This window comes from Hyunsoonleella aestuarii (genome assembly GCF_006148925.1).
GTDB lineage: Bacteria > Bacteroidota > Bacteroidia > Flavobacteriales > Flavobacteriaceae > Algibacter_D > Algibacter_D aestuarii.
The window spans coordinates 985,340-998,739 of sequence record NZ_VAWB01000001.1; the positions used below are offsets into that span (position 1 = coordinate 985,340).

Below are 13,400 nucleotides of genomic sequence, written 5' to 3' on the forward strand. Positions count from 1 at the left end.
AACCAAAATAAATACAGTCATGAAATATTTAACATTTTCTGCACTTATTATTCTACTTCTCATTATGAGTTGTGTTGATAAGCAAAATAACAATAACACAACAGATAAGAGTAGTTACTTTGATTATTCCAATAATGATGACCAGGTTACTGGTGGAATTAAAATGATTCCAATCGAAACACCAAAAGGCGCTTTTAACGTCTATACAAAACGTATGGGGAATAATCCAAAAATGCGTGTATTATTACTTCATGGTGGTCCTGGAGGAACTCATGAAGAATTTGGAAATTTTGATGGTTACTTACCAAATGAAGAAATTGAATATATTTATTACGACCAACTCGATTCCTACTATAGTGACAAACCTAATGATTCAACACTATGGACTACAGAACACTTTGTCGAAGAAGTTGAACAAGTTAGAAAAGCTTTAAATCTAAATAAAGACAACTTTTATTTACTTGGTCAGTCTTGGGGTGGAATATTAGCCTTGGAATATGCTTTAAAATATCAGGATAATTTAAAAGCGTTAATAGTCTCAAATATGGTGGCGAGTGTTCCCGAATACAATAAATATGCACAAGAAGTATTAGGACCACAACTACCTAATGATGTTCTGAAAGAAATAAAAGAAATTGAAGCCAATAAAGATTATGCTAATCCGAGATACGAAGAGCTCTTAATGAAACATTTTTATACTGAGCATATTTTACGCAAACCTTTAGAAGAATGGCCAAAATCAGTTCACCTCTTATTTGAACATCTCAACCCAGAAATTTACGTCTATATGCAAGGACCGAGTGAATTTGGTATTACTGATGAAGCTACATTAAGCGATTGGGATGTTTCCGACAGACTGAAAGAAATTAAAATTCCAACTTTAATGTTAGGCGCTAAATATGATACTATGGATCCAAAATATATGGAATGGATGGCATCTCAAGTACAAAATGGTCGCAGCATTACTACCAACGGTAGTCATCTATCTCAATTTGATGACCCTGGAACTTTTTTCCCAGCGGTAATAAGATTTATTAAAGATGTAGATCATGGAAAATTCAATTAAAATGAACCACAATAATGACTATAAGTAATTGCTTGTTCTCGCTTACTTCTGAAAATCCTCGCGGTTTTTCAGTTTGGTGTGAACTTTTAAAGTAAATTGCTAAATCACGCTACTACTCATAGCAGAGACCGTTAGCTGTAATTTTGTAAAAAATGAGATGTATATTGTTATAAAATTTAAAATATGAAAAGCTCAGATATAAAACTGGTATCTTTAATATTAACTTTGTTATTTTGTTTGAGTACAAACCTCCTACTTGCTCAACCATCCCGATTTAGTTTTAATGAGTATATAAATAATGAGGGAGATACTTTAAATTATCGATTACTTTATCCAGATGCTAATCCTTTGCGTAAGTTTCCTCTTGTAATCTTTTTACATGGTGCAGGTGAACGCGGAAATGATAATGAATCTCAATTAAAATGGGGTGTCATGAATTTTGCAACAGACCAAGCGATGATAATGCATCCAGCTTTTGTAATGGCCCCTCAATGCCCGGAAAACATGGATTGGGGAAATTTTAACTATGATGAAAAGACTAAAGAAATACAACTTCAGCCCAATCCTTCTAAAGCAATGGAACTTGTCATTCAGCTTATCTACCAGCTTGCTGAAAAGCACCCCATTGATACAAATCGCATTTATATTACCGGTCTTTCGTCGGGAGGAACCGGGACCTTTGACGCTATTGCAAGGCACCCCAATTTATTTGCTGCCGCTGCTCCGGTATGTGGCGTTGGCGATATGTCAAAAGCAGCTTCCATAGCACATATCCCCATATGGATTTTTCAGGGATCGGAGGATCCGGTGTTTGATCCGATAATTTCGCTTAATATGGTGAAATCTTTAACAAAGGCTGGTGCCCATCCAGGGTTTACTCAATATCCAGAAGTAGGGCATTTTTCGTGGTTAGCTGCGTATAGTGATCCGCTAATGATTGAATGGTTGTTCAGACAACATAAGTAAGTTGTATCATGTTAACATAAAAAAACAGCAGCCAACACACGCTAAAAATAATGCGAGCTGAAGAGTAAATTGAACGATAAACCAAATAGCTGAGCAGAAAGAGTAGTGTTCCAAAACCCTTACTATTCTTAGCGCCAAACGTTGTGCTTCATTATGAGAAACTACTAACCAATGATAAAATTCTTTAGAAAAATTAGACAAAATTTACTTTCAGAAGGAAAAACTGGAAAGTATATTAAATATGCATTTGGAGAAATTGTTCTTGTTGTCATTGGGATTTTGATCGCCTTATCCATTAACAATTGGAATGAGAACCGTAAAATAATAGTTCAAGAACAATTTATTCTTAAACGATTGAAAGCTGATATTAATACTGATATCTCAAGCATTGTAACCCAAATGGAATACAATAATAGAAGCAAAAAAGAGCTTACCTTTGTTATTGATGTCATCCTTGGAAATACAGTTACAGATCTTCAAAACTTTCGCAAAAATTTAAGAGGTTTACTTGCTGTGAATTTCTTTAATCATAACAAAACAACATTCAATAATATTGTTTCATCAGGACAAATAGAATACATTCAAAACAAAATACTAACGGACTCTATTACCAAATATTACAATAATAATTATAAAGGTTGGGATTCTGCGATGTCTGACTATACAAGGAATATAATGGCACCATTTATGCTAAATTTTGATCATGTACCACAAAGTAACGATGGACTTGAAGGTTATGAGAATTTTACTAAAGTTGATATTAATAAATCTAAAATAAATTCAAAGTCAATTAAGGAATATCAAGATAACGTGTTTTTTCTAAATATTTTAAGGCAAAAAATATTTGTATCGGAAGGACAGCAAATGGAATACCAAAAATTAAAAATATACATGGAGCAATTACTCAAACAGATAGATTCAGAAATTAAAAAATAACGAAAGCACAACAACATGTATAATTCATTGCTTTGACCAGTGCTTACTTGGAAATTCCTTCGGAATTTTCTTTCGTCCGTTTTTGTTTACTAAATTAGTTGCTTAACCACGCAAATAACCATACACAAACCTTAGCACATTTATTAGAAGAGAGAATTATGGTAAACCCAAAAGGAATATTAAAATTTCTACCGACTATAGGTATATTACTTTTTATAGGTATTTATATTTATGCTTCTCAATTATATCCTGGAGGTTCACAGGCAGACTTTAACTCAGTAGGATTTGATTGGTCCAACAATTACTGGTGTAACTTAATGCGAGACGATGGGTTGAACGGAATTAAAAATGAAGCACAACCAGTTGCAATTACAGGAATAGTAATTCTTTGTAGTAGTATGATTATATTTTTCTTTCAATTTGCAAACTACTTTGAAAATCATAAAATTTGGAAAATGACAATTAAAATTTCTGGTGCTTTGGCAATGTTATCTGCCCCTTTCATATTTTCTGAATATCATGATATCATGACCACTGTTTTGAGTTTATCTGGAACAGTGGTAATAATAGGAATGATTAGAGCACTACACAATAGACAATTGACTTTCCTCAAGTTAATGGGAATAATTTGTATAGCAATTATCGGGTTAAATAACTTTTTTTACTACAACGAAGACCTAATTCAATACGGTCCTATAATTCAAAAAGCTGCTTTCATTCTGATACTTTCCTGGACAGTCAGAATTAATTATAAAATGAAAGAAAAAAACACGCTACAACAACGTGTATAATTAATTACTTTGGCAAGTGCTTATTTGGAAAATTCCGAAGGAATTTTCACGCGTTCGTTTTTGTTTACTAAATTAGTTGTTGAAACATGCAACTAACCATACACAAGCACGTTGTCGGTCATTAATAAAATACACATCATGAAAATAATCAAACTTCTTCCACTAATGCTCTTCATTTTAGTTCTTACAAACTGTAAGGATTCGAATTCTAAAGAGGTCACAGAAAATAAATCGCCAGAGTCTAACAGAGAATATTATCAACTTAAGGTCTACACATTTGATTCAGAGGACCAGGTAATTGTAACTGATAAGTACCTTAAAGAAGCGTATTTACCTGGAGTAAAAAGATTGGGAATAAATAATATTGGTGTATTCAAATTAAGACCAAATGACACTGATACTATTCAAAAAACATATGTTCTTACTCCTTTTAGTTCGATTGAACAATTAATTGGCCTTGAAGATCAACTTAATAGTGACGAGCAATATTTAATAGCCGGAAGAGATTATTTAAATGCATCTTATGATCAAGAACCTTATTGGCGAATTGAGTCAACAATAATGTCTGCTTTTAAAGGCTTTCCAGCAATGAGACCGTCTAAATTAAATAGTCCAAGAGCAGGGCGAATCTATGAATTACGGAGTTATGGATCGCCTACCGAAGCATACTTGAAAAATAAAGTCGAAATGTTTAATGATGCTGGAGAAATAAAACTTTTTGAACGTCTCGAGTTTAATGCAGTTTTTTATGGAGAGGTCATTTCGGGTTCTATAATGCCAAATTTAATGTATATGACAGCTTTCTCTGATCAAGTAAGTAGGGATAAACATTGGGAAGATTTTGTTGCTTCTCCTGAATGGAATGAAATGAAACATATTTCTAAATACCAAAATAATGTTTCTAAATTTGATATAATCTTCCTTTTTCCTACCGAATATTCAGATTATTAATTGTTCATATAAATGGACAAAAAACGAACCGACAACAATGGCTACAAGTAATCGCTTGTTATCGCCTAGGTTTGAAAATCCTCGCGGATTTTCAGTTTGGCGTACTTTCAAAAGTTAGTGCTAAACCACGCAACTAATCATAGCCGAGACCGTTGTGCATACTATGAAAAAACTCATTGCTATAATATTACTTCTGACTTTAAATTCGTGTTATCTACTGAAAGAAAACGGAATTGAATTTACGATTGAAAACAAATCTGATTTTCCAATTGAAAACGTAAAATTCTCTACATCTGAAAAGTTAGCAGTAATGGAATTTGACAAAATTGAACCGAATCAAAGTGTTTCGGAATTCTTATCAATGAAAAACAATAAGAGCGACGGAAGTTATACGTTAGAATTCACTCGTTCAAACGGAATTAAGGAATCACGAGGTTTTGGCTATTATACAAATGGTGGAGCACTTGACCGTTGGGTTGAATTTGAAATACAAAATGACACAATAACTCGGAAATTTAGTGGAACTGGATATTGAAAAAATACTATGCACAACAATGTATAACCGCAATTACTGCGGATTCGACTACGTCCGAATCCACTACGTAATTGCTACGCCTGTGCCAACCGAAATTTAAAGTAAATTTAGCCGTAACTGACGGTTATACGAACCGTTGGCATTAATTATTACACATCACTCATGAGGTTGTTTATAAAAATATTTTTGATATCCATGTTTCATTTTGGATGTAATGATGACCAATCCAATAAAAGGATAGATGATAATTCAATACTGAAACAAACATCAACAAAAACTTCCGAAAAACATACTGACCTTTTTTATAAGATTAAATCATTAGACAGTCTTTTCTTTAAGGTTGCATATAATAAATGTGATAGTGTAATGGGGCGAAAACTTTTAAGTAAAGATTTTGAATTCTATCATGATCAAGGAGGTGCTCTTTTGAATGAATCTGATGAATTAGCTTCTGATATTATGGTAGAAGACCTATCTTGGATTTGTAGTAATACTCATCGAAAATTAGTAACCAATTCAATGGAGGTTTTTCCTCTTCATGAGGAAAATGAGCTTTATGGAACAATTCAAAAAGGCGATCACCAGTTTTATAAAGTCGAGGATAAATTACCAACTGAACTAAAGACTAATGCAAAATTCATTCATCTTTGGATTCTAGAAGACAATGAATGGAAATTAAAAAGGGTTTTTAGTTATGATCATCAAAAAGTAATTAAAAACTAATGCCAACAACGTGTATAGTCAATTGCTATTCTGTGTGTACTCGGAAAATCCTACGGATTTTCCTCTGGTTCGTTTTTGTTTACTAACTTAGTCCTAGCCAACGCAACTAACCATAAACGAACACGTTGTGCGCAAGCTGAGAAACAAACTCTGAAATTTTAAATTGATGAAATAATGACTAAAAAGGGAATAGCAAAGCAATATATAACTCATCTTGAAAATGGAAATATTGGACAAGTAGTTGCATTATTCAATCAAAATGGAATGGTTGATTCACCACTATACGGAATAAAAAAGGCTGATGAATTTTATCGTGAATTAAATAGTGATACATCAAATTCTGAACTTAGCTTAAAAGGAATTTTTGAAGAAAATGACTCAAACAATTTAGCTCTTTATTTTACCTATAAATGGACTTTAAAAAATAATAAAAAAGTTGAATCTGATGTAGTTGACATTATTGAATTCGATAATCAAAATAAGATTAGTAAACTGAAAATTATATATGATACTGTTACCGCCAGAATACTAGTGGAACAGCTATAAAAAAACCTGCGTACAACAATGTATAAAAATAACTGCTCAATTTTGGGCTTAACCAAAGGTAGTTGCAAGTTTACTACGTCTGATTTTCCTACGGAAAATCCTCGCGCGTAAACCCGTAACTATTCTTATACTCACAGTTGGCAACAATTAAAAAGAGAGTGTTATGAAAAAATTACTACTACTATTTACTGTACTCTTAACTATTACAAGTTCCGTTCTTGCTCAAAATGAATGGACTTATAATACAAATTCAGAAGCCTCTGGATGGGACTCAACCGCTTTAATGGAATTCAATAATTATATTATCGATAGCACAAAAGTAACTGGGCTTATCATAATACACAACGGACAAATTTTATTTGAATATGGTGATATAGAAGAAAATAGCTACATAGCTTCATGTCGGAAAAGTGTTTTGGCTATGCTCTACGGTAAATACGTTGAGAATGGGACTATTGACTTAAATAAAACAATTGAACAAATTGGAATAGATGATGTTGAGGGAATTTTACCTGTTGAGCAAAAAGCAACAATAAAAGATTTAATTTCTGCAAGATCTGGTGTCTATCACCCTGAAGGGTATGCGGGTGGCATGCAAGAATTTGCCCCCAAAAGAGGTTCAGTAGAGCCTGGAAAATATTGGTTGTATAGTAATTGGGATTTTAATGTAGCTGGATATGTGTTTGAACAAGAAACACAAAAAAATATCTATGATGAAGTTGAAAAGCAATTAGCAATACCTTTAGGAATGCAAGATTGGAATAGATTGCTACAAGTCAAAGAAGGAGACACAACTAAATCAAAATATTTGGCCTATCCTATGTGGTTCTCAACCAGAGATATGGCTAGAATTGGATTATTAATGATTAACAAGGGAAAGTGGAATGGTCAACAAATTATATCAGAAAATTGGGTTGACGAAATGATAATGCAAAGAACGACTTATCAAGAAATCAATAATAATGTCCCAGTATTTAAGAATACTGGAGTTAATTTTGGTTACGGTTATATGTGGTGGCTCTTTGAAGATATGAATGATGAAAGATTTAATAATGCCTATGCAGCATTAGGAGCAATGGGACAAGCAATAGCTATATATCCAGAAGTAAATGTGGTGGTGGCATATAAAACAAAAGCAGCTTATAATAGGATTAACAGTGGGCAAGTAAGGTTAAATCTGTTAAAAAAGGCGATTGAATTATACAATCCATAATAACTGTTGCCAACAATGTATATCAGATCAGACTTCCTTTTGTCGTCCGCTCGAGATACTAACCCGTTACCCTTCATTGTGACCAAAATAAGAAAAAACACCATCAACATATGAGAACAACTACCATCATTTTTTCTCTTTTATTAATGCTCTTTTTTAGCTGTCAAACGGATAAAAAAGAAAGGACCAGGGAAACCAAAACTGAAAACCTTACTTCCAAAGACTATCAGGATTTAGTTGCTTTATTTAAAGAATGGAGAACCTTCGAAATGCCTCCAAAACTTGAAGGCGCACCCGATTACCGGAAAGCTACTTTCACTCAGCGAATGTCGGCTTTTGATCAATTAAGAGCACGCCATGCTGCAATTGACACTACTGACTGGTCTATCCCCAATAAAGTGGATTGGATGGTCGTCTGGGCAGAGATGAACGGTTTTGATTTTAACTATCGCGTACTGAAGCCATGGGAACGCGACCCTGCTTTCTACAAGACCATATGGACCTACAAAAGTGATGTACCAGCGCATGAAGGCCCCACTAATCATGGCACCTTGGAATTGTGGACCTATGAATTTCCGCTGAGAAATGCAGAACGTGAAAGAATGCTCAATGATCTGGCTGTAATCCCACCATTGAACACACAAGCCAAAACCAATCTTACAGGCAATGCTAGAGACCTCTGGATCACGGGTATCAGAGATATCAAGGAGCAATCTGAAGTACTTGATGACATGAAAAGTGCTGCAGGTGTAAGTGCTGATGAAGAAATTATGTCCGCTATTGAAAAAGCCCAAACTTCTACAAATCAATTGGTAGAATGGCTGGAAGCAGAATCAGATAAGAAAACAGGACCTTCAGGTATTGGCAAGGACAACTACACTTGGTATTTGCAAAATGTGCATTTGGTTCCGCTTACTTGGGGAGATGAAGTGATGATCCTAAAAAGAGAACTTGCTCGTGCATGGTCGGCTTTGAAATTGGAAGAACATCGCAATCGTAATCTCCCCGAACTGATAGCCGTAAATTCACCAAAGAGTTATGATGCCCTTGCCGATCGCGCAGCCAAGAGTTTGATAAGCTTTTTAGAAAATGAGGATATACTAACGGTAAAGGATTATTTCAATCCTGCTTTAAGAGAGCACTTGGGTACTTTTGTTCCGGAGGAAAAAAGAAACTTCTTCTATATCACCTCTCATTATGACCCTCGCCCACTCTTCTCTCACTTTTATCATTGGTTCGAACTGGCCAGAATGGACAATGAGCCTAATCCAAGTGAGATCAGAAAAGGAGCACTGTTGTACAACATCTTCGATTCTCGAAATGAGGGTACTGCCACTGCAGTGGAAGAAATGTTTATGGATGCTGGCTTATATGATGATGACCCTAGAGTCCGTGAGATCGTCTACATCATGATCGCACAAAGGGCTGCTAGAGGATTAGGTTCTCTCTATGCGCACGCCAATGAAATGACCATGGAAGAGGCCGGTGGCATACATTCTGAATATACTCCTCGAGGTTGGATGAAAACTGAAAAAGAGCTATTGATATTTGAGCAGCACTTGTATTTAAGACAGCCGGGGTATGGCACAAGCTATATCACGGGTAAGTACTTGCTGGAAGCCGCTATGGCAGAATATGCACTTAACAAAGAGCGAAATGGAGAGGCATTCGAACTCAGTGAATTCTTTGATAGCATCAATCGCATTGGTAATATCCCTGTGGCATTAACACAGTGGGAAATGACCGGTAATTCAGATCACATAATCATGATGAAGTAAGTAGGTTTAGACAATTATTAACACAAACAAATGAAACATATCTCTTTTTGCCAAACATGGGTAATAATAGTCCTATACATGGCGATGACCGTAACAATCAAAGCACAGGAAAATGATCTCACCCTTGATGACCTATTCTCAACGCCAAAACTGACAGGAACAACACCATCCCGTCCTGCTTGGGCACCGAACAGCGAGCACTTCGCCTTTTCCTGGAGTGAACCGGGAAGTTCCGGGCGTAGACTCTGGGTATTCACAAGCGACGGAAAGAAAGTGGCCCTCAGTTCCGATGCGGAATCTGCGTCAGTACGCGATATTGTCTGGACCGATGCAAACACCATTGTCAGCCTGCGAGGCAACGACCTATGGCAGACATCACTGAGTCAAGGAAACGACCTCCAGTTGATGCCCGTCGAGACTGGTGCACATAATCTGTCGATATCGCCAAGCGGCAAGCAAGTAGCTTATATACGGAACGGTGACCTGTGGCTTGCGGACTTCTCTTCCAAACAGAATCGGCAGCTCACAGAGATCGGTATCGCCAGTCTCTCCAAATTACCGAAGGGGCTTTACAGCCGACCGGAACGTGAAATCGGTCCAGGCATCTGGAGTGGGCCAACATACAAGTGGTCCCCAGATGGCAAGACAATTGCATTTCACTCCGTTGACAGACGTGAGATGCGAAAGGTTCCGTTCCCGGATTACCTCGCTGAAGAAAGCAACTCCAACGAGGTCCGCAGAGGTTACCCAGGCGATCCAAACGAGATTCGCAGAGTTGGCCTCCTCGATTTAGCAAGCGGTAACATTGTCTACCTTGATTTGCCAGACCCACAGGTCAACCAGGTTATCGACTTCAACTGGTCATCGGACGGTGCACTGCTGATTGATACCGCATCCGACACGGCGGTTGAACGCAAGCTGTTTGTCGTTGCTCCCGGAGAAAGTCAACTACGCGAGATTTGGCGAGGTGTTCGAGAGAGCCGTATGTATACATCATTTGGATCAACTTGGCATCCGGATGGAAAGAAGGTTATTTTCTTAAGTGATATGGGTGATCGCTACGGCCTTTACTCGATTGATGTCTCATCTTCTAAGGATCGCCCGCAGCTACTTACAGATCCGGCCTACGATGTGCTATCGGCCCCGAGCATTGCTGGTAAAGCACTGTTTTATACAGGCAATGGTGTTAATCCGTACGAACAACACGTATATAGCCTAAAAAAGTCAGGTGGCAATCCAGAGCAGGTAACGAATCTTGCCGGTCGGAATGTTGGCTACCCCTCACCTGACGGCCGGAACTTGGTGTTTATGCACAGCAACGACACATCCCCATCGGAGCTTTACCTGATGAGTGCCAACGGTGGTGGCGCTAAGCGAATAACCAACTCGCCTTTGCCCGCCTTCACTGAGCGAACCTGGGTGGGTGCCGAATACGTGAGTTTCCCCAGTCTTGCAGATGACTGCTTACTGCATGCCCGGATTCTGAAACCTACCAACATGCAACTCGGTAAGAAGTATCCAGTGCTGTTTGGGCCCGTCTATTCGAATACAGCGAGGAACCGCTGGGCCGGTAACTACAGCCTCGTACAGCAACTGCTGGTCAAGAAGGGGTATATTGTTGTGCAGGTGGATTCACGAGGCAGCAACGGGTATGGTCGAGCATTCCGTGAAGAGTTCCTGCTAGGATTTGCCGCCCAGGACATAGAGGATTATGCAAGTGCCGTTGCCTACATGGAGTCACTGGATTATGTTGACCCCGATCGCATCGGTATCTGGGGCAGCAGCTACGGTGGCACTCTCTCCGTTTATTCGTTGTTGAAGAAGCCCGGCTTATTCCAGGTAGGCGTTGCTGCAGCTGCAGCTGTGGACCCAGTGTTCTTTGGCACAGACGATGTTGCGATTGTTCGTACCCCACAGACACACCCTGAGATCTTCGAAAGAAAAGCGCTCAAGTACGCAGCGAATCTGCAAGATAAACTCCTGTTGATCCACGGCATGCAGGATCATGTGGTCCCATTTAAGACTACGGCCATGTTAGCTGAAGAACTGATTAAACAGGGTAAGAACTTCGACTTTGCTTTTGCACCGGGTGCGACGCATGGATGGAGCCGTGAGCGGAATTACGATCGCTACCTCTTTGGTAAACTAATCGAATACTTCGACCGATACCTAGCCAAGCCATCTGAGTAGATATTTGTAGGTGTCTTGTTACCAGACGTTGGGGAACACGAACTAAAGGTTTGTTGAAATACCCTTCTGTAATTTTTACAACAGAGTTGTAGGTTTTGATGGTATTTGCACTATACCGTTTAACCTCCATTGTTTTCACAAAGTTAGGAATACTTATAGTCAATGTATTTTCAACTAAATTAGTTTAAAAGAATGAAAGATTTGAACAAAAAGTAGTTGAATTAATAAATAAAGAAATAACGAAAGGCTAACAATGTATAACCGCAATTACGGCGGATTCGAACGTAGTCGAATCCGCCGTAATTGCTAACGTTGGTGCTTATCCTAAAATTATTAAATTTAATCCTGTAACTGACGGTTATACTGAACAGTTAGCCTTTATTATGACCAATCAATGACAGAAATTTTCAGAAAAAAAGAAAATACCAGATGATATTAAATATTTTAAAATGAATAATTCTTTATAAAACATTATGCACAAATACTACTAATTCTTAATAATAAATTTTCCATTTAATATTCTGTTGTCACTTGTATTTACCGTATAGAAGTAAAACCCTTCAGATAATGCAGTTCCATCTATAGTTATAGAGTTGTTAGCCGATTCAAAAACTTCTTTTACCTTTTGACCATATGTATTGAATATTTTGATAGTTATACTTCCTTCGATTTTTTTGTTTAGGACTAAAGTAGCTCTTGAAGAAAAAGGATTCGGAGACACAAAACTATCTTGAAAATCACTAACGTTTTCATTTAACCCTAAGCTTGCGTCTTTAATGCAACGAATGGACATACCCAATGTATAATTTTCAGCACTTCTATAAAAATTAGGCGCAAAGGTTTCTGTCCGATAAAAGAATATGTCAACGCTACTTGAGTATTCAGAACTCCACCAAAAACCTTGACCAAATAGAGTCCCTTCATTTAAATCCCCAGCAAGTGCATAGCGTAAACCACCTGGCATAGCGTTAAAACCTACCTCATCTGTGCCGTTCCAAACGGTACTGTTCTTTAGTTTTGTGCCTGCTACAGCCTCTCCTCCCATAAAATCAACCAGTGTTGTCCAGTCAGAATCAGTAGGCACTTTCCAACCAGTAGGACAACAATTACGACTGTCTACTGCTACTAGTCCATTGTAAAGTTTTCCATAAATATCACCATTGCTAATATTATTAGCATAATAGGCCCAGGCTGGGTCACCTGCATTATAAAATGCATTTATATCTGTTATATTAGGTATCGGATCACCATTTGAAAATCTCGTTGTATTTAAATTTTCTGCCATCCACTCTTGTGTCCCAATAATTACTGTTGCGTAAGAGTTTCCATCAATATCGTCTACTTGAGCAAAAGTTACAAAGCTTGATAAACTCAATAAAAAAATAAAGTAGTTCTTTTTCATAGTTCCAATTATTTATTATCATTAATTACATAATTACGATTTTATAAAAATAAAATCAATACGACGAATTGCGTATATTTGATTGTAACCTAAATTATGAATATGGAGCAAATATTATCAAACTATAAGAGCATTAAACATGCGAATAATGGAACTAGAATATAAACAATTAAATTGAAAATAAAAAACGAAATCATACACAAACACGTTGTGCTTAATTATCAGAAACCGCCAACCAATGATAAAATTCTTTAGAAAAATTAGTTCAATAAGAAAGCCTCGAATTATCGAGGCTTTCATTTT

General features: G+C 37.0%; 12 protein-coding genes. 11 read left to right on the forward strand and 1 reads right to left on the reverse strand.

Annotated elements, in window-relative coordinates; all coding sequences use genetic code 11:
- The first annotated feature begins 19 nt into the window (after window positions 1–19).
- From FEF17_RS04535 to FEF17_RS04585, 11 genes are all read left to right on the forward strand, one after another.
- Complete coding sequence (locus FEF17_RS04535; protein ID WP_139001168.1) at window positions 20–1,066, forward strand: proline iminopeptidase-family hydrolase; 1,047 nt, start codon at window positions 20–22, stop codon at window positions 1,064–1,066.
- Between the two features lie 183 nt (window positions 1,067–1,249).
- The gene (locus FEF17_RS04540) at window positions 1,250–2,032 is read left to right on the forward strand and encodes a carboxylesterase family protein (protein WP_139001169.1); all 783 of its coding nucleotides are present in this window, start codon (window positions 1,250–1,252) and stop codon (window positions 2,030–2,032) included.
- 171 nt (window positions 2,033–2,203) lie between these two features.
- Window positions 2,204–2,968 (forward strand): DUF6090 family protein, encoded by a 765-nt coding sequence (locus FEF17_RS04545; protein ID WP_139001170.1) that lies wholly within the window; start codon window positions 2,204–2,206, stop codon window positions 2,966–2,968.
- Window positions 2,969–3,066: 98 nt separating this feature from the next.
- Window positions 3,067–3,759, forward strand: a complete 693-nt coding sequence (locus tag FEF17_RS04550; RefSeq protein WP_246046783.1) for a hypothetical protein — start codon at window positions 3,067–3,069, stop codon at window positions 3,757–3,759.
- Window positions 3,760–3,897: 138 nt separating this feature from the next.
- On the forward strand, window positions 3,898–4,710 hold the full coding sequence (locus FEF17_RS04555; protein ID WP_139001171.1) for an NIPSNAP family protein: 813 nt from the start codon (window positions 3,898–3,900) through the stop codon (window positions 4,708–4,710).
- A 163-nt stretch (window positions 4,711–4,873) separates the two neighbouring features.
- A complete protein-coding gene (locus tag FEF17_RS04560) occupies window positions 4,874–5,245 on the forward strand; it encodes a hypothetical protein (RefSeq protein WP_139001172.1) in 372 nt (123 codons plus the stop codon).
- Between the two features lie 195 nt (window positions 5,246–5,440).
- Window positions 5,441–5,968: a nuclear transport factor 2 family protein gene (locus tag FEF17_RS04565; RefSeq protein WP_170180964.1), complete on the forward strand. Its 528-nt coding sequence runs from the start codon at window positions 5,441–5,443 to the stop codon at window positions 5,966–5,968.
- Window positions 5,969–6,142: 174 nt separating this feature from the next.
- A complete protein-coding gene (locus FEF17_RS04570) occupies window positions 6,143–6,514 on the forward strand; it encodes a nuclear transport factor 2 family protein (RefSeq protein ID WP_139001174.1) in 372 nt (123 codons plus the stop codon).
- 163 nt (window positions 6,515–6,677) lie between these two features.
- Complete coding sequence (locus FEF17_RS04575; RefSeq protein WP_139001175.1) at window positions 6,678–7,727, forward strand: serine hydrolase domain-containing protein; 1,050 nt, start codon at window positions 6,678–6,680, stop codon at window positions 7,725–7,727.
- Between the two features lie 110 nt (window positions 7,728–7,837).
- Window positions 7,838–9,505, forward strand: coding sequence for a DUF885 domain-containing protein (locus FEF17_RS04580; RefSeq protein WP_139001176.1), 1,668 nt, complete (start codon window positions 7,838–7,840; stop codon window positions 9,503–9,505).
- A gap of 30 nt (window positions 9,506–9,535) precedes the next feature.
- A complete protein-coding gene (locus FEF17_RS04585; RefSeq protein WP_139001177.1) occupies window positions 9,536–11,695 on the forward strand; it encodes a S9 family peptidase in 2,160 nt (719 codons plus the stop codon).
- Window positions 11,696–12,182: 487 nt separating this feature from the next.
- On the opposite strand, the gene FEF17_RS04590 is transcribed toward FEF17_RS04585, so the two are convergent.
- On the reverse strand, window positions 12,183–13,097 hold the full coding sequence (locus tag FEF17_RS04590; protein WP_139001178.1) for an FISUMP domain-containing protein: 915 nt from the start codon (window positions 13,095–13,097) through the stop codon (window positions 12,183–12,185).
- Window positions 13,098–13,400: the final 303 nt, after the last annotated feature.

Coding starts and splice junctions, on each gene's coding strand:
- FEF17_RS04535 (WP_139001168.1), top strand. CDS start 20: ATGAAATATTTAACATTTTCTGCACTTATTATTCTACTTCTCATTATG.
- FEF17_RS04540 (WP_139001169.1), top strand. CDS start 1,250: ATGAAAAGCTCAGATATAAAACTGGTATCTTTAATATTAACTTTGTTA.
- FEF17_RS04545 (WP_139001170.1), top strand. CDS start 2,204: ATGATAAAATTCTTTAGAAAAATTAGACAAAATTTACTTTCAGAAGGA.
- FEF17_RS04555 (WP_139001171.1), top strand. CDS start 3,898: ATGAAAATAATCAAACTTCTTCCACTAATGCTCTTCATTTTAGTTCTT.
- FEF17_RS04560 (WP_139001172.1), top strand. CDS start 4,874: ATGAAAAAACTCATTGCTATAATATTACTTCTGACTTTAAATTCGTGT.
- FEF17_RS04565 (WP_170180964.1), top strand. CDS start 5,441: ATGTTTCATTTTGGATGTAATGATGACCAATCCAATAAAAGGATAGAT.
- FEF17_RS04570 (WP_139001174.1), top strand. CDS start 6,143: ATGACTAAAAAGGGAATAGCAAAGCAATATATAACTCATCTTGAAAAT.
- FEF17_RS04575 (WP_139001175.1), top strand. CDS start 6,678: ATGAAAAAATTACTACTACTATTTACTGTACTCTTAACTATTACAAGT.
- FEF17_RS04580 (WP_139001176.1), top strand. CDS start 7,838: ATGAGAACAACTACCATCATTTTTTCTCTTTTATTAATGCTCTTTTTT.
- FEF17_RS04585 (WP_139001177.1), top strand. CDS start 9,536: ATGAAACATATCTCTTTTTGCCAAACATGGGTAATAATAGTCCTATAC.
- FEF17_RS04590 (WP_139001178.1), bottom strand. CDS start 13,097: ATGAAAAAGAACTACTTTATTTTTTTATTGAGTTTATCAAGCTTTGTA.